The sequence below is a fragment of the Acinetobacter lactucae genome, from assembly GCF_013122135.1.
Classification (GTDB): Bacteria; Pseudomonadota; Gammaproteobacteria; order Pseudomonadales; family Moraxellaceae; genus Acinetobacter; species Acinetobacter lactucae.
In genome coordinates, this window is record NZ_CP053391.1 from 2,481,851 (window position 1) to 2,501,641 (window position 19,791).

Annotated in this window: 18 protein-coding genes and 2 pseudogenes; 12 read left to right on the forward strand and 8 right to left on the reverse strand. The window is 38.9% G+C overall.

Annotation, left to right across the window (positions count from 1 at the left end):
- The first annotated feature begins 354 nt into the window (after window positions 1–354).
- The 3 genes and pseudogenes from HLV59_RS11575 (at window position 355) to HLV59_RS11585 (ending at window position 1,382) form a co-directional block, all read left to right on the forward strand.
- Window positions 355–507: a hypothetical protein gene (locus tag HLV59_RS11575; RefSeq protein WP_171429999.1), complete on the forward strand. Its 153-nt coding sequence runs from the start codon at window positions 355–357 to the stop codon at window positions 505–507.
- 183 nt (window positions 508–690) lie between these two features.
- The gene (locus HLV59_RS11580) at window positions 691–807 is read left to right on the forward strand and encodes a hypothetical protein (RefSeq protein ID WP_125699389.1); all 117 of its coding nucleotides are present in this window, start codon (window positions 691–693) and stop codon (window positions 805–807) included.
- A 341-nt stretch (window positions 808–1,148) separates the two neighbouring features.
- Window positions 1,149–1,382: pseudogene (locus HLV59_RS11585) on the forward strand (hypothetical protein).
- A 235-nt stretch (window positions 1,383–1,617) separates the two neighbouring features.
- Here the strand turns inward: HLV59_RS11585 and HLV59_RS11590 are convergent.
- Complete coding sequence (locus HLV59_RS11590) at window positions 1,618–2,511, reverse strand: NAD(P)/FAD-dependent oxidoreductase (protein ID WP_171430000.1); 894 nt, start codon at window positions 2,509–2,511, stop codon at window positions 1,618–1,620.
- 253 nt (window positions 2,512–2,764) lie between these two features.
- Here HLV59_RS11590 and HLV59_RS11595 point away from each other — a divergent pair, with 253 nt between their 5' ends.
- The gene (locus HLV59_RS11595) at window positions 2,765–3,412 is read left to right on the forward strand and encodes a TetR/AcrR family transcriptional regulator (protein WP_171430001.1); all 648 of its coding nucleotides are present in this window, start codon (window positions 2,765–2,767) and stop codon (window positions 3,410–3,412) included.
- Between the two features lie 136 nt (window positions 3,413–3,548).
- Here HLV59_RS11595 and HLV59_RS11600 read toward each other — a convergent pair whose 3' ends face one another.
- A complete protein-coding gene (locus HLV59_RS11600) occupies window positions 3,549–4,184 on the reverse strand; it encodes a TetR/AcrR family transcriptional regulator (RefSeq protein ID WP_171430002.1) in 636 nt (211 codons plus the stop codon).
- Between the two features lie 194 nt (window positions 4,185–4,378).
- Between HLV59_RS11600 and HLV59_RS11605 the strand changes: the two genes are divergently transcribed.
- A complete protein-coding gene (locus tag HLV59_RS11605; RefSeq protein ID WP_171430003.1) occupies window positions 4,379–5,464 on the forward strand; it encodes a hypothetical protein in 1,086 nt (361 codons plus the stop codon).
- 118 nt (window positions 5,465–5,582) lie between these two features.
- A complete protein-coding gene (locus HLV59_RS11610; protein WP_163118417.1) occupies window positions 5,583–6,056 on the forward strand; it encodes a hypothetical protein in 474 nt (157 codons plus the stop codon).
- A gap of 189 nt (window positions 6,057–6,245) precedes the next feature.
- On the opposite strand, the gene HLV59_RS11615 is transcribed toward HLV59_RS11610, so the two are convergent.
- The 4 genes from HLV59_RS11615 to HLV59_RS11630 all read right to left on the reverse strand — a co-directional run bounded on the left by HLV59_RS11615 (window position 6,246) and on the right by HLV59_RS11630 (window position 11,979).
- The gene (locus HLV59_RS11615) at window positions 6,246–7,052 is read right to left on the reverse strand and encodes an oxidoreductase (RefSeq protein WP_171430004.1); all 807 of its coding nucleotides are present in this window, start codon (window positions 7,050–7,052) and stop codon (window positions 6,246–6,248) included.
- A gap of 40 nt (window positions 7,053–7,092) precedes the next feature.
- On the reverse strand, window positions 7,093–10,158 hold the full coding sequence (locus HLV59_RS11620; RefSeq protein ID WP_171430005.1) for an efflux RND transporter permease subunit: 3,066 nt from the start codon (window positions 10,156–10,158) through the stop codon (window positions 7,093–7,095).
- Window positions 10,155–11,279, reverse strand: coding sequence for an efflux RND transporter periplasmic adaptor subunit (locus HLV59_RS11625; RefSeq protein WP_171430006.1), 1,125 nt, complete (start codon window positions 11,277–11,279; stop codon window positions 10,155–10,157). Before HLV59_RS11625 ends, HLV59_RS11620 begins: the two co-directional genes overlap by 4 nt.
- Before the next feature lie 79 nt (window positions 11,280–11,358).
- The gene (locus HLV59_RS11630) at window positions 11,359–11,979 is read right to left on the reverse strand and encodes a TetR/AcrR family transcriptional regulator (RefSeq protein ID WP_131325088.1); all 621 of its coding nucleotides are present in this window, start codon (window positions 11,977–11,979) and stop codon (window positions 11,359–11,361) included.
- Window positions 11,980–12,106: 127 nt separating this feature from the next.
- On the opposite strand from HLV59_RS11630, the gene HLV59_RS11635 reads away from it, so the two are divergent.
- From HLV59_RS11635 to HLV59_RS11660, 6 genes are all read left to right on the forward strand, one after another.
- The gene (locus HLV59_RS11635; protein ID WP_171430007.1) at window positions 12,107–13,543 is read left to right on the forward strand and encodes an efflux transporter outer membrane subunit; all 1,437 of its coding nucleotides are present in this window, start codon (window positions 12,107–12,109) and stop codon (window positions 13,541–13,543) included.
- An 86-nt stretch (window positions 13,544–13,629) separates the two neighbouring features.
- On the forward strand, window positions 13,630–14,415 hold the full coding sequence (locus HLV59_RS11640; RefSeq protein WP_171430008.1) for an SDR family NAD(P)-dependent oxidoreductase: 786 nt from the start codon (window positions 13,630–13,632) through the stop codon (window positions 14,413–14,415).
- Window positions 14,416–14,691: 276 nt separating this feature from the next.
- Window positions 14,692–15,972, forward strand: coding sequence for an OmpP1/FadL family transporter (locus HLV59_RS11645; protein WP_125739708.1), 1,281 nt, complete (start codon window positions 14,692–14,694; stop codon window positions 15,970–15,972).
- 593 nt (window positions 15,973–16,565) lie between these two features.
- The gene (locus tag HLV59_RS11650; protein ID WP_155859216.1) at window positions 16,566–16,715 is read left to right on the forward strand and encodes a hypothetical protein; all 150 of its coding nucleotides are present in this window, start codon (window positions 16,566–16,568) and stop codon (window positions 16,713–16,715) included.
- A gap of 63 nt (window positions 16,716–16,778) precedes the next feature.
- Window positions 16,779–18,143 carry an MATE family efflux transporter gene (locus HLV59_RS11655; protein ID WP_171430009.1) on the forward strand — a complete coding sequence of 455 codons (1,365 nt, stop codon included), beginning with the start codon at window positions 16,779–16,781 and terminating at the stop codon, window positions 18,141–18,143.
- Between the two features lie 122 nt (window positions 18,144–18,265).
- Window positions 18,266–18,910, forward strand: coding sequence for a TetR/AcrR family transcriptional regulator (locus HLV59_RS11660; protein ID WP_171430010.1), 645 nt, complete (start codon window positions 18,266–18,268; stop codon window positions 18,908–18,910).
- On the opposite strand, the pseudogene HLV59_RS18680 reads toward HLV59_RS11660, so the two are convergent.
- Both HLV59_RS18680 and HLV59_RS11665 read right to left on the reverse strand, forming a co-directional pair.
- Window positions 18,882–18,980 (reverse strand): annotated as a pseudogene (locus HLV59_RS18680) (PaaI family thioesterase); the annotation flags it as partial. The gene HLV59_RS11660 and the pseudogene HLV59_RS18680 overlap by 29 nt on opposite strands.
- An 18-nt stretch (window positions 18,981–18,998) precedes the next feature.
- Window positions 18,999–19,553, reverse strand: coding sequence for a TetR/AcrR family transcriptional regulator (locus tag HLV59_RS11665; RefSeq protein ID WP_171430011.1), 555 nt, complete (start codon window positions 19,551–19,553; stop codon window positions 18,999–19,001).
- Window positions 19,554–19,791 lie beyond the last annotated feature (238 nt).

Below are 19,791 nucleotides of genomic sequence, written 5' to 3' on the forward strand. Positions count from 1 at the left end.
TATGCATGTAAAACTGTATCTTTATGTTGTATAAATATATTTGAAGATCAACTATAGCACTTCAATAGAAATACCCAACTTTCACTTAAGGAGTTTAAATAATATATTTAGTTGAATTGTAATTATTAAAAAACTATTAAAAACAATAGCGATTCAAAGCTATGTTAACTCTTGTATTTGATTAAAATGCCCTTCTACTTATATATCAACAGACTATTTGATTTAAAGAAATATGATGTCGATAATTAAACAGTTTCAGGCACATATTTCTACATAGAGTTCCCACAATCACCGCAATGTAACTAAATTAAAAGCCTACGATAAAGCTTCCTTACGATGATTAAGAAGTTTAAAATGTCTGATTTCAAAGAATTTTCTAAAAAAACCACACAAAATCAAAATGATTCGAGTGCTAAACCTACTGAGGATAAAACTGAAAAGACTGTACACCCCCCTGAAGCAGAAAATAATCCTGCCGAAAATAATAATAAAGATAAAAAGGAATAAATAATTAATTAACTCAGAAGCTCTATACTAAATAGAGCTTCTTTTTAGCATTATATTAATTAAAAAATATTTTACCTAAAATTTCTTCATTAAAAATCAACTACCCGCCTAATTTCACAGATATATTTATTTTAATTTAAGCAAGTTCAAATCTTTTATTTAATATTAATTCAACTCTTCTTTGTGCATCACAAAAATCAATCTCTTCACTTATCCAAAACGTATGAAGTTGTCCATGTAAATGAAAATGCTCTTTATTATATTGTGAACCATGGTCAGAATAATGACTATCTACTCTGAAATGATTTTGATCGTCTTTTCTTTTTTTCCCGTTAAGTATACCGCCAATACAGATATCCATTTTAAAGCCAATAATTAATCGAAATTGACTATAACACATAGAGCGCTGTTGCTTAAAAAAGAGTTGTTACCATTATTTTTACAGAATCATATAAAGTTTTCTTATTGTGGTGTAGCTACTTAAATTTAAACAGAATAAATAAATATGATGTATGTTAAAAATACTTCGACCTGCAATATGAATATTTATTTATCTAAAATTTATAACATTTTCAAAATAATTCTTCTGGGAAGAGACAAATCACTATATGCTGCATGAACAACTTACAGAAATTATCCTCATGTCACAGCAGACCCTGCTACAAGAACTGAACTCCAGAATCGATTATTACTCTAACAGAACAGACTACCCACTACGCTGAATTTTGATAGGTTACCGAGCATATGCAAAATTGATGCTATGTTCATCTTTCTCAGATGAAGTTATGAATTCTGCAATTGACCCAAACAAACGAAAATATAAAAAGTTAAAAATCAAAGTCACCAAAGATGATGACCAACTCGAACTTGAATGAATCAATCAAAGCGGCTCATCCATTCGTGCTTTTAGACAATTGGTGTCATGTGGCTAGAAAGCCCAATTCAAAAATATAAACTTTTCAATTTTCAAAATGCTTAGAAAAACAAAGAGGCCGAAACCTCCTTATTCTTATTACAATAAAATTCAGTCATCAATTGGCGAACGCTTGCTTAGAAGTGCCTTTAATCAAAAGCTAACGATCACATAGTCAAAGAAAAGAATATTTGCACTCAAACTAGCATCGACTGCTGAGCAGAGATACCCGCGAGTGCGCCTTGAGATGATGCTGCGGTAACTGAAGACATGAGTGGATTAGCGACATCACCAGCGGCATAGATACCAGGCATACTGGTTTCACGACGTTCATCAACTTTAAGAGCTATACCGAAAGGTGTATTGACCGTGGCAAGACCCAATGATTCGTGTAAGCCTGCGGACGGCTTAGTGTCTGGATGTGCAAATAGAATATCAACCATGACATTTTGATGGTTATCAAGACCTACAGTTACTGTGCGCCCTTCGTTATGGACAATTTCGGTAATCTGGCCTTCTACCACATTTACATTACGGCGTTCGAGATCTGCCAGAACATCAGCAGAAATCTCGTGACCATTGGTGAAGACCGTTAATGTACTCGTCCAATCATGATATAGACGTACATAATTGTGGGACTTTGGACCAGACCAGATGAGCCCCCAATGTTGATCAGCAACTTCAAAACCATCGCAATAAGGGCAAGGCACGATAGATGCACCCCAATTTTCAGCAAAGCCAGAAATATCAGGCATCTGATCGACAACACCATAGCTTAAGATAAGGCGGCGTGCGCCCATAGTTTTGCCATCGTGAGTCAGAACAGAGAAGTTATCGATAGAACCAGAGATGCTTTCAGCCCGAGCATTGACTAGCTTAATCGTTGGATAGCGTTCTAACTGTCGACGTGCTTCAGCTAAGATTTCTAGCGGTGGTTTATGGTCATGTCCAAGCAAACCATGAGAATGACCAGCGAAGCGATTGCGCGGCAGTCCCGTGTCAAGAACAGTGACCTTACGACGGGCACGGCCGAGTTGCAATGCAGCGGCAAGACCAGCAAAGCTGCCTCCTATAATGATGACATCATCCATAGTGATAGGCTCCTAATTTAAATCAAGAAGTTAGCTGATGCCTGAAGCAATTAATCCACTTCGACATTGTTAAGAAAGTCACCCATCTCTGTGCTGCCCCATCGAACAACATGGTGTTAGATATGCAGGAGGAGATCTAAGTCTAAAGGATATTGCTGAGATCTAATCACATCTAATCACTGGCTTGCACATTTTGGATACTTCATGGTATCGTAATTCAGAAATTAAGATACTGTCAAGGACTATAATTATTGTGAGCGAAAAAAAGAGAAGTCAGCGCGGTCGGCCAGTAAACCAAGCATTAGCCCAAACGATAGTCGATGCTGCATATGAGCTTTTTGTCGAATTGGGTTTTCAAGCAGCAACACTGGACAAAGTTGCCCAGAAAGCAAAGATATCTAAGCTTAGTATCTATCGACATTTCGAAAATAAAGAGGCCCTTTTCAGCGCAGCAATATTAGATCGATGCCAACAGTTTGCACCACAAACTCTTTTTGAAGGGCTCCAAGGTTCGGCCGAAGAACAACTCATGGCGGTGGGATTGTCCTTACTACGTACGTTATTAAGTTCCGACGTTCGTAGTGTCGAGGCGATGATCGTAGCCGATAAGACAAACCAAAAATCGTTAAGCAAGCTCCATTACGAAGCTGGCCCTACCCATGTCATCACACAAATTGAGACCCTGCTACTTCAATTGCATACAAAAGCGCTTCTGAACGTGCCTAACCCTTTTCAATCGGCTCGAATGTTTGCCGCACTTTTTAAAGGATCTGATCTGTTAATGATTGCACGCTTCGATGAAGCGAGAGCAACGGATGATCATGAAATCGAATCCTATTGTCGAGCGGCTGTCAAAATGTTCATCGCGGCTCATGGTGGCAATGACCACGCTGCTAGATAAGTTTAGTTATTAACTAGACAGCTTAGCCTGAAATTGTTAATAGTTAGTTGAAAGCTCAAATTAATTGTTTTAAATATTAATAGAAACTAGTCTCGTAATATCTAGGCTGGTTTTTCATCTTCACGCATAGAATAAATTAAGAGTTTTTCTCTGCCGAAGAAGCAAGTAAACCTGTAGCATAATTCATAATTAATAAAACTAAATTGTTAGCTTTCTCTTCTGATTCAGCTAGGCGCCCTTCCAGTAAAAGATGAGATAGACCATGTACAAGACTACAACATAACATCGCTAATACTTCCACTTGAGTATCATCTTCACTCACACCCAAAATTGAAGCTGTTAAGCTTTGCAACCGAGCATACGTACTGTCTGCAGCTTCTTTTAACTCGGATATTTCATTTTTTTGTAAGTCCGGATTAAACATTAAAGCAAAGAGGTTCCGATGTTTTTTTGCAAAATCTATATAGGTTAAACCAAATATTTTCAATGCCTGAATTTGAGAATCAGCATTTTTTATAGCCTGATTTTGTTCTTCTTGTAAAAGTTGAAATCCTTTTGCTGCTAATGCAGCCAGAAAACTGTCTTTACTTTCGAAATGTCGATATACCGCGTTAGCACTTACGCCAATTTGCCTTGCCATTTCTCTAAAACTAAGGCTTTCAGCATCATTATTTTCTAAATGAACTAATCCAGCATTTAATAATTCTTCACGTACATTTCCATGATGATAATTTGATTTTTGATTTAAATTTTCAGATTGCTTCAAAGGCATGTTGACACCGCGCACATAACACCAGCATAATGTGTGCACTGAACACATTATGTCTCTATTGTTGTTTAAGTCTCATAAAAGACCAAATCATAATTCTCGTTCAGTAGAGCTGCTTAATACACATATTGCTTAGTGAAGAATTTAAAGAAAAACACTAAGCCTATGAAAAATAATCTTTAAGCCAAGGAACTGGTATGAACAATCTTAGAAGTATAAAACAGGCTATCTTATTTACAATACCATTGATGTTAGTCAGTTCTCTGGTAAATGCCGAACTCCATGCCTTAAATGATAAAAGTTTAGCTAGTGTAACTGGTCAAGCATTATTTAGTCTCACCAATATTGCAGCTAATCAAAATGGCAACCCAAATACAGATGTAGGTTTTTATCGTCTCGGAATGGAAGCACAAATAGAGCTAAATGCAAATATTAAACGTTTACAGTTAGGTTGTGGTGGAGTTAAAGGAGTGGGTTGTGACATTGATATTGAAGATATTAGCTTAGCAGGTGTCCTTCCCGTAAATGATAGCTATGCAGGATCAGATGCCGTCATTACTAATCCTTTTATCGAGTTTGCTATAAAATCGCCCAACAATGCTTCTACTCGAGAAATTGTTGGCTTTCGCCTTGGGGCATTAGGCATATTAGGTAAACTTGGATTGGGATCAAATACAGATTTAACAACATTAGATGATGACACAGGAGGAATTAACTCTTTATCTGGTGATTTGAATTTAACGCTTACGAATACTGTTCTGAAGAATGTAGTGATTGAAAATGGATTGATCTATACAGAAGCACACATTAATGATTATAACAAACCGCTTATTCTTAACCGCTCTACAACTGCAACGTTGGATAATGTAGTCGCCAAAACTGGTCCACTAAGTGTGTTAGGTATCTTAGATCTACCTTTAGGTTTAACTCTAAGTAATGCCACATTAAAAGATTATCCTCTATCTGGTTTCCATGAAATTTTACTCGCCCAAGATGCAGCTGGAACAATTCCTACTAGTGACACTTCACTATCCTTACAAAAGCAAGCTATCCAATGGCAAAAAATCAGTTCGGGTAGCTTCGAAAATACTGTAGCTGCTCAACCTGGATGGTGGCTTTCCTTACCGAAAGTTATTCTCACTGATATCGAAACACAACAGCGGATTGATGTTGGACTTGGGGAGGCACTCGGAGGATTAGTTGGTCGTGAGTTAATTATTAATCCTCTTGACTCTGGACAAATAGGCATTAAAAACTGCTATGGGAGCTTAAAGTTTTGCTAAGTAAAAATTGCATACAAGCATTTATATGACGATTAAATTAAAAAAACTTATCGTTTTTATATCATTATTAGCAGGGCTGAATACAACCCAAGCTACCACAGTCTATAGGTCAATAAATATGTGCTCAGCTTCAGTCCAACATATACCTGATAATATCCAGAGTTCTATCTCTAAACTTAAAGTAGGCTCAATAGAGTCAAATAGTTCAAATCTCGCCTTTATTATTGCTTCCGCAATTACTGCAAAACACAATCAACAAATAGATGTAGACCATATTGCCATTTATTTACAAACAATTAAAAGTTCAAAAGATTTTTATTATTCATTACTTGATATCAAAAAAACTTTCGAGAATTTCAATATATCAGTTGAGGCAAAAAAAAATGCATCACCATTTGATCTGCTCAAGTTAAGTAATGAAATACTGATTGGCATTGATCACCAAGATCAGTTTTTTGCATTAGTTGGTTCATCGCAAGAATATGTATATTTAATTTATGGGATAATGAACCGAAAAGCGCTGATCTGCCCTCTTAAAAAATCTTTATTTATTCAAAATTTCACTACAAATAAGTTTTTAATTCTTAGATAACTTACAATGTGTCTTTCACAAAAAACTAAAAACAAAACAATTATTTGTATTTTTTAAAATTATAAAGATAGATTCATTTAATATTTTTAATCAATAAAAGCTATTCATTAGAATTGAATAAGAGCATATAAAAAGCAAACCCCAAGTGCTAAATTTGCACTTAGGGTTTATACAAAAATCACTCGTGATTTACTTCAAACCAAAAGTCTTTCTAATACTTTTATCAACCGGGCCACTCGGCATAAATCGACGTAACTTACTCAACAAAGATGCTTGCCCAGATGGTGTACGGCGCATTTGCCAATCATTGAGTGCTGCTTTAACAATGGTATCAGCAACGCCATCGGGCTGAGGTGCATGATCGATCTGATTTAAAACGGCCTGTGTAGCTAAGTCACGTTCTTGATCATATTCAGGAATTTTAGAACTTGCTATAGGTGCATTTTTATCTAAATTGGTTTTCGTAAAAGAAGGCTGAACAATGGATACACGAATACCAAATTGGCGAAGCTCATGATCTAAAGATTCAGATAATCCCTCAACCGCATGTTTGGATGCCGAATATAGCCCCATATATGGTGAAGGAAGAAAACCCAATACTGAACTAATATTTATGATTCTTCCGTAATGCTGGATTCGCATATAAGGTAATACTGCTTGTGTAGTACGAAGAATACTAAATACATTTGTGTTGAATAAGGCTTCTGCTTCTTTTACAGAGGTCTCTTCTACTGCACCAATTAAACTTGCTCCAGCATTATTAACTAAAATATCAATATGCCCAGCTTGCTCAATAATAAAGTGAATAGCTCGTTGGACAGAGTCTTCATCTGACACATCCATCTCAACAAGCTCTACACCTTCTATGGGTTGAGCTTTGACATTATTTCTGACTGTACCGAAAACTTTATGGCCGAGTTTAGCAAATTTTTCTGCCGTAACTTGCCCAATACCAGACGAGACGCCTGTAATTACAATCACTTTTGAGTTTGACATATGAACTCCGAATAACTTTTTAAATTTAAAAATCTGATCATTAAACCGCTGGTTTAGCCCCAATCTTGAACCAGATCGAATACATGGCTGGCAGGAAAACTAAAGTTAAAATGGTTCCTGCAAGCGTTCCGCCAATGAGTGTGTAAGCAAGCGTTCCCCAAAACACAGAGTGAGTCAAAGGAATGAAAGCTAAAATAGCGGCTAAAGCTGTCAAAATTACAGGTCTGGCACGTTGTACTGTGGCCTCAACCACTGCATTCAACGGATCAAGCCCAGCTTCTTTGTTTTGCTGAATCTGTCCAATTAAGATGAGCGTGTTACGCATCAAAATTCCAGATAATGCAATCAACCCGACTAATGCATTGATACCAAAGGGCTGCTGAAATAAAAGAAGTGTGGGTACTACACCAATTAACCCCAACGGACTAGTGAGAAACACCATAATCATTGCGGCGATAGATCTCACTTGAAGAATGATAATGAGCAGCGTCATTGCCAACATGATTGGGAAAATAGGAAGCATGGCTTTAGTGGCTTTACCCGACTCTTCAATCGAACCTGCTTCAATAATGCGATAACCTTTTGGTAGATTTTTAATAACGGGCTGAAGCTGTTTGGTAATTGCAGTAGATACGTCTGGTGGTTGCAAACTTTCGGCAATATCTCCACGAACAGTTATTGTAGGAACTCGATCTCGACGGCGTATGACAGGTTCTTCCATACGTACTTCAATTTTGCCAATTTGTGCTAAAGGAATACGCTGTCCATTTGCTCCTGTCAGTGTGAAATCACCAATTTTTGCAGGGTCTAGTCTGATATCACCTGCTGAACGAGCAACAACTTGTACGGTACGAATATCTTCACGCACAGATGTAATCGGAATACCAGTGAGTAAGAACTGTAATTGCTGTGCGACTGAGCTTGATGTAAGACCAACTGCTTGTAAGCGGTCTTGCTGTAATGTGAAATGCAGAGCCGGTACACGAGTTCCCCAATCCGTATTTACAGTTCGCATCATTGGGCTAGCATTCATAACTTGCTGAACTTGAGCCGCAATCACACGCAATTTTTCTGGATCTGGGCCTGAAACTCGGTAAGCCACTGGATAGGGTGAATAGGGTCCAAACACAAGTTGGGTTACACGTAGCTGCGCCTCAGTTGCGAGTCCATTTGAAATGGCTTGTCTTAAGCGGTGTTTTAAGGCTTCACGTTCTTCCTGATTGTCGGTTCGTATCACAATCTTGGCAAAGGATGGATCTGGTAACTCAGGCCCCATCGAAAAATAGAAACGAGGTGCACCTTGACCAATATACGATGTCACAATCTTTGCTTCATGTTGCTTAGATAACCAAGCCTCAACTTTGGCTGTCGCAGCACTTGTTTGCGTAATCGATGTTCCATAAGGCATCTGTACTTCAACAAGCACTTCAGGTCGGTCAGAGATTGGGAAAAATTGTTTTTTCACCAATGCCATTCCGCCTACGGCCAAAACAAATAGTCCGATTACACTACCAGCAACAAGCCATTTACGTGCAATCACACGTTCAAGAATTTGACGAAAGCGGTTATATCGCGGGGTGTCATAAATTGCTGCATGGCCACCTTCAACTTTTTTAAAATTAGGTAACATTTTCACACCCAAGTAAGGCGTGAAAACCACAGCCACAATCCATGAAGCAATCAGTGCAATACCCACAATCCAGAACATATTGCTGGTATATTCCCCCGCTGAAGATCGAGCGAAGCCATTCGGCATAAACCCAACAGCGGTGACTAATGTTCCAGAAAGCATCGGCGCTGCCGTATGGCTCCATGCATAGGCCGAGGCTGCAACACGACTAAAGCCCTCTTCCATTTTCACGACCATCATTTCAATCGCAATAATGGCATCATCAACCAAAAGCCCTAAAGCAAGAATAAGAGAGCCCAGTGTAATTCGGTCAAAGTTTTTACCTGTTGCCAGCATCACCACAAAAACAATCGCTAATGTAAGCGGTACAGCCATAGCAACCACGACACCAACGCGCCATCCCATGCTAATAAAGCTTACAAACATAACCACAAGCAATGCTGCAAAGAATTTAATCATGAACTCATCAACCGATGAGCTAATATTGACCGCTTGGTCAGTCACTTTGTTTAAACTGATGCCTAGAGGTAAATCTTCGTTGATGGAACTGACTTCTTTCTCTAATGATTTACCAAGATCCAATCCATTCCATCCTTCGCGCATCACCACTCCTAACAGTAAGGTCGGTTCACCACCATTACGAATCATGAATGTTGCAGGATCTTCAGTGCCGCGTTTAACCGTCGCAATATCTGACAATTTCAAGGTGCGACCTTGAGCCGTTATCGGGGTGTCACGAATTTTTTGTAGCTTGTCAAAAGCACCATCTAATCTGACAAAAACTTGAGGGCCTTTGGTTTCAATAGAACCAGCAGGTGTAAGCACATTCTGATTATTCAGTGCAGCAAATACATCTTGTGGATTTACACCTAATGTTGCCAAGCGCTCATGCGAAAATTCAATATAGATACGCTCAGATTGTTCACCAATAATGTTGACTTTTTTTACGCCCGGCACATGAAGTAACTGCTGTCGAATTGTTTCTGCATCACGTACTAATAATCTTTGCGCTTCATTTTTTGCCTTTAATGAATATAAAGCAAAAGTTACATCTGCATATTCATCATTAACGAGTGGTCCAATAACACCAGCAGGCAAGTTACCCATCTCATCATTTACTTTCTTCCTTGCTTGATAAAATTCCTCCTGAACCTGTGATGGTGGCGTACTATCAAGCAAAGTCAGTGTCGTAAAAGCTAAGCCGGGTCTGGTATAGGTTTCTGTTCGATCGTACCAACGCAACTCCTGCATCCGTTTTTCGATTTTTTCAGCAACTTGATCTTGCATCTCTTGAGCAGTTGCCCCTGGCCATGCAGTCACAATGGTCATCACCTTCACTGTAAAAGCTGGATCTTCGGCTCGACCTAATTTAAAAAAAGCAACGATGCCTGCAATTGAAATCAAAAAAATCAGAAATAGCGTAATACCACGTTCACGCACAGCAAGGGCCGATAAGTTAAATCCTTTCTCACTCATGAGTGGTCCCCTTCATTTCCAACTGAAGGCTGACTCGCTTGTGATGCAATACGTACCAATTCACCTTCGCGAAGCAAATGCGCACCTAAAGCAACAATTCGATCTCCATTTTGAATATTGCCAGTGACATAGGCATATTCATCATCAAGCTGTTTAACCACAACGGGACGCCATGTTACTTTCTGAGTTTTTCCATTAATTACCCAGACTCCAGCTCCCTTGCCCTTATCAAGCAAGGAACCGACTGGCACTTTAAAAAAATGTTGTGAACTCTGATTTTGATTGGCAATACGAACAGTAACCGTTGAACCTAAAGGAGCATTTGCTAAATCGCCGTCTAATACGAAACGTGCTTCAAAAGTACGAGTGAGTTGATCTGCTGTATTTGATAACTGTCTAAGTTTAGCTGGGACACTAATATTTTCTTTACCGAATAGTGTAGCTTGACCCATAGCCCCTATTGCAGGACGTAATGTCTCTGGAAGCTGAATGATGGCTTCTCTTTGACCAGAATGAGCTAAGCGAATGACTGTTTGACCCGCACTGACAACCTGACCTGGTTCGACCAGTGTTTCCATAATCGTACCATCACCATCCGCAATTAAATCGGCATAATGACTTGCGTTTATTGCAACCTTTGCTTGGGCTTGGGCAGAATTTAGCTGTGCTCTTGCTGTATCTGCCGCGGCTTTAATTTGATCATAAGCTGAAGCAGATATAGCTCCACTTCCACTCAAATCACGATATCGAACTTCATCTTTCTCTGCTTGTTCTGCACGCGCTCTAGCTGCATCGACAGCTTCCTGCTGGGCTTTGGCAGCAAGTTCTAAATCGACCGGATCAATACGCATCAGTAACTGACCGCGCTTTACCGTCTGGCCTGCTTCAACAAATCGTTTGATGACTTTGCCAGAGACACGAAAACCTAGATCACTTTCTACCCGCGCCCCTATCGTGCCTGTGAATGCTCTTGAATCGGAAGTGATTTCATCTTGTACAGTTGCGATTCGTACTAACGGCGCCGAAGTACGGGGGTCAGATTGCGTATTTTCAGCACAACCGAGCAAGAAAAAAGGAAATATACATACTGCTGTAAACGGAATAAGGCGACGATAAAGCATATTTGAGCCCCCCTTAACAAATTAATCAGGAGACTCATTTTTAATCAAGTGACCAATTTAGTCAATAGTCACAAATCTATTATGGCGATAAACTTCTTAGTACAAGACTAGAAAGCAAGACTGGAGCATCGGTGTTATATGAAATACTATGTTGTAAAAGTAGTGGATGTAGATAAGGCCTCATCACTAAATAAATAGCCTTAACTGCTTCATCAATTGGCGTTTTTCTTTCAAAATCACCTGATTGGCGACCTTCTTGAATAATGTTCTGTACTACTTTAAGAATTCGATTTTCATAAGCGATTGTAGCATCCCATTTCTCAGAAGCAGCAGAAACGGCAATTTCATAAAGCTTACGTTCTTGAGAAAATAAGCGCAGGCTTGCTTCAACAATTACTTTAAATAACACTCTTAATTTTTCAGCTGGATATTCAGCTTCATTAATAGCCGTATTAACTTCATCTTCAATTTCACGTAAACAATTGGCACATATCATTTCGCCAATTGCCTGTTTAGATTCAAAAAATTTATAAATATAAGCTTTAGAGAAACCTATAGATTTTGCAAGATCAGAAACTGTAGTTTTCTCATACCCATATCGGCTGAAATGCTCTGTAGCGGCACTCAGAATTTGATCTCTTACATCATGATCTTCTGGTCCTCGCTTTGAAACAGGATAACTACTCTTTTCTTTACTCATATTTTCAATTTAAACCTTTATCTGGAAGTGGCAGTTTAACTCTTGCGAAATGATATTGACAACTAGTGACCAAATTGTATTATAGTCACAATTAAACTATTGTTCAAAATCTCGCCTCGGGGGAAATATGTTATCTAGATCTATCGTTCTCCTACCCATCATCGTAAGTACTCTTACTGCGTGTACCGTAGGTCCTAATTATAAACGCCCTCATATATCTCTACCCGAGCAATACCTTGGCACCCCCTTAAACTCATCAAATGAAAATAGCAAAGCTGATATTGCCGTATGGTGGCAAAGTTTTAATGATCCACAACTGACTCGATATGTCACATTGGCATTAAAACAAAATCTTGATCTGACCCAAGCATATACTCGAGTGACTCAAGCTCAGGCTGGATTATCGGCAGCTAATGCCTCTTTACAACCAATAGGTACTGTTGATGCACAAGCAGCTAAAGTTTACCAATCTGTTGAAACACCTTTGGGGCAAGTTTTAAATTCAATGCCAGATTTTGACCGACATGGTCGTTCTTATGACGCAAATTTAAGTGCAACTTGGGAGTTAGATATTTTTGGAGGCCTTCACAGAGATCGTGAAGCTGCTCTTGCAAATTATCAGTCTTCAAATGCAGGAGCCTCAGCAGTTCGTTTAATGGTCGCAGCTCAAACTGCAAATATCTATATTAATATTCGCGGCTTACAATCTCGATTAGACATTGCCCATCAACAATTAAAAACCCAACAGCAACTTCTTTCAACGATTAATCTTTTATACAGCAAAGGATTAGCTTCCGAATTTCAGGTCAAACAAGCCAAAGCGAATGTTGCTCAAGTTCAAGCTGTTATTCCTGTTCTTGGGATGAATCTAGACATTGCCATGAATGCCCTCGACGTTATGCTTGGAACCGTACCGGGAACTCACCGAGCAGAACTAGCAGAAGTAAAACCAATTCCCGTTATTCCACAGATTACTGAAACTGGAACACCTCGCGATCTTTTACGTAGACGACCAGATCTCATCATGGCTGAAAGACAACTGGCAGCATCAAATGCACGCATTGGCAGTGCGATTGCAGAATATTACCCAAAGGTCTCTTTAGGCGGTTTGATAGGTAGTGCAACCACAGCAAGTGGAAACTTATTTTCAAGTGGTGCCAATCAGGCAGCTGGCTTATTAGGTTTACGTTGGCGCTTATTTGATTTTGGTCGAATTAATGCAGAAATTCGCTTAGCCAAGGGCCAAGAAGCCGAAAAGCTCGCAGCCTACCAATTAGCCGTCTTACATGCAGCGGAAGATGTAGAAAACTCATTATCAACTTTGTCTAAACGACAAGAACAGTTAATGGCTCTCCAAGATGGAGAAAATGCATTAAAGCATGCACAAAAGATCGCTCTAATTGCCTATCAAAAAGGAATTAACAGTCGAATAGAAGTATTACAAGCAGATTCAAATGCTTTGCAATTTTCAGATAGAAAACTTCAAGCACAAACTGATTCAGCCCTTGCAGCTGTAGCAGTTTACAAATCCCTAGGTGGCGGTTGGCAACCTCAAGATTTTTAAAATTTAGTCACCCAGATTGAAAGCACAAAATGAGGAATAGTAATGCAAATTAATTCAAATTGTTATAGCAAACCGGAGTAAGTGAGATGACAGAAAAAAATAATTCTTGGGTTCTTGTGACTGGTGCATCAAGCGGTTTTGGTGTCGAGTTCGCTAAGCAGTACGCTGAGCAAGGCAGATCACTAATCCTAGTAGCGCGCACCCTAAATAAGCTTGAAAACCTTGCTACTGAGTTACGCCAGAACTTCAATATTGAGGTCATTGTGGAACAAGTGGATCTTTCCTCTATTCCTGCAGTTACTGCGTTACATCAGCGTCTACGCGAAAGAGATATTGTGGTTGACGTTTTGATTAACAACGCAGGCCATGGATTGCAAGGTCCATTCTTGGATGAGGCTCTTGATCATTCATTAGCAATGATCGATCTGGACATCCGTAGCTTGACCGCAATGACACGCCTGTTCGGCGAAGACATGCGCGCCAGAAAAAAAGGAAGCATATTGATGGTCGCCAGTATGCTTTCTTATCAAGGCGTTAAGAATTTTGCCGTGTACTCCGCTGCTAAAGCCTATGTACTAAGGTTTTCTGATGCACTCCATCGAGAATTAAAAAAGGATGGCGTCGTCGTTACAGCACTATGCCCAGGCCTATCAGATACGGGATTTGTGGCAGGAGCTAAACAAAAGCTAACGCCAGCTTTAAAAATGGTCATGATGCAGCCCAAGCCTGTGGTTCAAGCGGGAATCCGAGCACTTCAAGCAGGCCGTATGAGTGTGGTACCAGGGTTTGGTAATAAAGCAATTACCATCCTGACTTGGGCAACTCCACGTTGGTTACATCAATCTATCATGGCTGCCGTGATGGGGGTTTAGTCACAACAGGCTAACTATTTATTCCATTTTTTGCAACCTAATACTCGCTAGCTAACTCATAGCCCTAAACAAGAGTTAGCTAGAGTTTGCACATCTTATTGATTGCTAGTGCTCATACTAAATGATGACGAGAGTTGAAACTTAAATAATGGGTGAGCTTCATACCTACAACAGTAATATTTTCGGTTAATCGAATTCTCTAGGAAACATAAACACAAAATGTCTCATAAACACAAAATGTCTCATAAACATTTTCACCTCAAGGAAAGACGTAAAATGAAATTAAAAACATTAACTACAGCAATTATTTTAGTAACTTTACCACTGACGGGGGCATTTGCTGCATCTCTAGATCGATCAGGTCAGTCTATCTCTGCATTCTTGCAACCAGGTAATTACTTTGAAGCAGGTATTTCGATATTAGATCCAAACGTTACTGGTAAAGTACGTAATGGATATTCACCAAATGCTACACCACCAAGCGCTATTGGTTTACAAAATACAAATATTAGCGACATGGGTGATGATTATTACTTCCCTAGCGCTGCGCTAAAATTACAAGTAACAGACTACTTCTCTTTTGGCTTAATTTACGATAGACCATTTGGTGCCGATGTTACTTACGCACTTTCTGATACTGCATCAATCGCGGCTGGTGGCTTAGGACTATTTCATAATGGTACAGAGTCACTTGAGGTTGAAGTAAAGACACAAAGTATTTCAATGTTGCTTGGCTACCAACCTACTGAAAATTTTAATTTTTATGCAGGTCCCGTTTACCAAACAATTGAAGGCGATGCTAAATTTCGTGGCTTAGCCTTCGGTGGGAATAACAGCTTTGGCGGATATAATCTCAACATTAAAGAAACTGGCGGCGTCGGTTGGTTGGCTGGTGTTGCATATCAAATTCCAGAAATAGCATTAAAAGCATCTGTTACTTATCGCTCTGAAATTGATCACAAAATGACAATTAATGAAAGCTCCATTGCAACACTAGGGCAAAATATTGGCACTTTTATTAATATGAATAATGGCTTAGAGCAAACAAAAATTACTACGCCCCAATCTGTTAATCTAGATTTTCAAACAGGTATCATGGCAAATACAATTGCATTTGCAAATATGCGCTGGGTAAATTGGAAAGATTTTACAATCCGTCCTTATGCGTTCGGTTTAGCTTCAGAAATCGCAGGACCGTCCGTTGGCAAACCAAATGGCTTTGATCTAACTGCCTATAGTGATGACCAATGGTCCGCAAATGTAGGTTTGGGGCGTAAATTAAATGATCAATGGATGGGAAACATTTCAGTAGGTTGGGATTCTGGTGCAGGTAATCCTGTGACAGCACTCGGACCAACAGAAGGTTATTGGAATCTTGGTTTAGGCGCTCAATTCAGCCCAACACCCCAAACATTCATTTCTGGCGGGGTCAAATATTTCTGGTTAGGTGATGCTAAATTACAGACTAGCGCCCAATTCGATACAACAAACTATGTTGCAGAGTTTAAAGATAACTACGCTATCGCATATGGTTTAAAAATGGGCTACAAGTTCTAATTATTAATATTGAAAAAAATATTTAAATGGCCTAAACCCCAAAGTTAGTTGGCTTGATTTAATGGCTTGTAAAGACTGAGTTCTGTAACCCACAGGTCTCAGTCTATTAAATATATTACAGTAAATGAAATAAGGTGACATAAGCATAATTAAATCCCCACCTTGTAAATTTTCAAGAAACGAATAAAAATGTAACCAAATTAAATAATAGTCACAATCCTATTAAGGCGATAAACTTCTTAACACAAGATTAGAGAGTAACATTATTACATCAGTGTGGATGCTTAAGTCTGTACTGCAAAAGTAATGGATATAAATAAAGTTTGACCACTATACAAATTTCACTGAGTGCTTCATAAATTATATTTTGTATATTAAAATCAAAAAATTGAATAATTATCGCATTACTTTATGTAATACTTTTTTGCTTTCTTATTTCTCAATAAATTTCTAATTAAAAATCCAGATTCATATTTTTTTATTTAGCCCTTTTTTTGAAAATGACAGCTTAAATCTACCTATTTATTATTGACAATTTGTGACCATATGACAAAATAGTCACAAACAACAATTGTTCAAACCACTTGGTAAATATGTTGTCTCAAACTCTCGTTGTCTTACCAGTCTTAGCTAAGGCTTTGCAATTTTCAGATAGAAAACTTCAAGCACAAACTGATTCAGCCCTTGCAGCTGTAGCAGTTTACAAATCACTAGGTGGTGGTTGGCAACCTCAAGATTTTTAAAATCGATCCTGTTACAGAGATAGAAATATCCTTGACCAGACACTTCTAGAGCGAACTTAGACTATGCAGGAACAATCAATACGCCAGACATTAAAAGCACAAGATTTAAATCAAGCGATTTTAAATGGGCCAATTACTCAAACAATGTTGAAACTGGCGTTACCCACGATAACTGTTCTTTTCGTACAGACATTGATTGGATTGCTAGAAACTTATTTTGTAAGCTCATTAGGAACCCAAGTAATGGCAGGTGTCGCCGTTGTTTTTCCAATTCTTATGCTTATGCAAATGTTAGCAAATGGCGGATTTGGCGGAGGACTCTCTTCAGCAGTTGCACGAGCTTCTGGAGCAGGTCGATTAGAAGATGTGCAATCCCTCGTCTGGCATGGCGTCATTCTTGCGGGTCTTTTGGGAGGAATTTTTAGTATTGTTATGCTTATCGCTGCCCCCACGATCTACCACTTAATGGGTGTTACGGGCTTAGCTTTAGATGCTGCTCTAAAATATTCCAATATTATTTTTCTAGGTTCACCTCTCATATGGGCTGTAGCACTCCTCTCCGCCTCATTACGTGGTGCGGGTGATACAAAAACCCCAGCTCGCATAACACTTCTAGGTGGTGTTCTGCTTTTACCTATCTCTCCTCTTTTAATTTTTGGTTGGGGATTCATTCCCTCATTTGGCGTCGCTGGCGCTGGACTAGCGGTCTTAAGTTATTATGTTTTCGCTATCGTATATCTCATTAGGCATATGCGTGCAACGCATAGCATCATCAGATTATCTATTAGCCCCCTTAACCTACATTTTTTCAAAGAGATTCTTGGTATTGGCTCACTATCTGCAATTGGTGTCATTCAAGTTAATTTAACTGTAATCATCATTACCACTTTAGTTGGTCAATTTGGATCTGATGCAATTGCTGGGTACGGTATTGCTTCTCGCTTGGACTATATACAGATTCCACTTATGTTTGGTATTGGCTCAGCCATTATGACCATGGTAGGGATTAATTATGGCGCTGGACAATTTCAAAGAGCACAACATATAACATGGGTTGGAGTTTTTATTAGTTTTCTAATCACGGGCTCAATAGGTCTTTTCTTTAGCATTTTTCCCTCTCTATGGCTCGGAATTTTTAGTAGTGATCAAGCAGTTATACAAACTGGAATAACCTATTTACAGTATGTGGCACCTTTTTATGGAGCAATAGGGATTGGGATGGCACTGTACTTTGCAGGTCAAGGCTCGAAGCGACTTTTAGGCCCTCTTATCGCTGGCACCATTAGAATGATTATTGCCGCCTTTATTGGAAGTATTGCTGTATTACATTTTAACGTTAGCCTATCAACTTTCTTTCAGATTTTGGGACTAAGTGCTTTGACATTTGGTCTAGTGTCTTGTTTAGCAAACTTTATAAAAAATAAGTAGGCCTCTATTTAATAAAGCTTTTAAAAGTTTACATAAATCTTCTGAACTGCTTCACCCTGTTCTCAAGACTTAGAATTATCTCAATTAATTAAATTAGGAAACTACCAAGGACTATCATTATTATGGCAAAAAACAAACAGGTTCAGCGCGGTCGGCCTGCCAATCAGGCACTTAGCCAAACGATAATTGATGCAGCATATGAGCTCTTTGACAAATTGGGTTTTCACGCGGCAACAATGGAAAAGGTCGCTCAGCGTGCAAAGATTTCTAAAATTACCATTTATCGAAACTTTAAGAATAAAGAAGCACTTTTCGATGCAGTCATTGCAGCCCGTTGTGAAAGATTCACTATGCAGACTCTTTTTAAAGGACTCAAAGGTTCAGCCGAAAAACAGCTCATGACGGTGGGATCATCTCTACTGCATACGTTATTAAGTTCTGACGTTCGTAGTGTCGAAGCGATGATCGTAGCCGATAAGACAAACCAAAAGACATTAAGCAAGCTCCATTACGATGCAGGCCCTACCCACGTTATAGCCCAAATTGAAACCTTACTACTTCAATTGCATAAAAAAGGAACTTTGAATGTGCCTGATCGTTTTCAATCGGCTCGAATGTTTGCCGCGCTTTTTAAAGGATGTGATCTGTTAATGATTGCGCGTTTTGATGAGGCACGGGCAACGGACGATCATGAAATCGAATCCTATTGTCGAGCGGCGGTTAAAATGTTCATCGCGGCTCATAGTGGTAACGACAAGACGGGTTAATACGCCTTGCCGTTGCAAATAACACATTATTTTTAGCACCACTCATATAGCGAATATCAGCCTGTAAGCCCTTATTTATGTATATGTCTTAAACGAATCCTACAAAAAAACAATCCAACACCTTTTCTCTCTCATCCACTTGATTTGACTCTAAAAGCTGAATGATTGCGCCTTCAATCATATATATAAACAGTTTGGCGTCTTGAAAAGTCGCATCGGTGTTTAGTTTTATAAGCTGGCTATAGATTTCATTCATTAGCCATGTTCGATATCTCACCGCGATTTGATAGGTGTTTGGATAGATCAGTTTCGTTTCAAAAATGGCTTTAAATAATAGAAAGTACAGCCCTTCTACATCGGTGTGTAAAAAATAAAGCTTTTTGAGTTTATCGATCGCATTTGTGCCTTGGTCGTACTCAGCAATTGAAATCACTTTTTCTTTTAAACGTTCCTTTTGTACGATCAAACAGATTTCAATAAACCGCTCTTTTGAATGAAAGAAGTTATAAAAAGTCGCTTTGGTAATTTCACATTCTTTGACGATTCGATCCACCCCAACCGTATGAAAGCCACGATGGTGAAATAAATCAATCGACTGATTAATGACTTGTATGGCACGGGAAGAAAGCACTAAATTTGGCATAGTTTTACCGTTATAAATTCTTGTTGTTTCTAGGCGAGACACTTTTTGGGGAGAAAAAAAGGCATAGCAAAGCCGTAAAGACTATGCATGGCACATCTCAAGTTTGTTATTGCTGAGTTTTAAGTAAAAATGACTTTAAGCCTGAAAACCTTAGGGCAATCAAGCTGCTTTAATTTTTAAGCTGTGTCGTTATAGCTTTTGGCATTGAGAGCCAAGAAATAATGGATGTGCAAAGCCA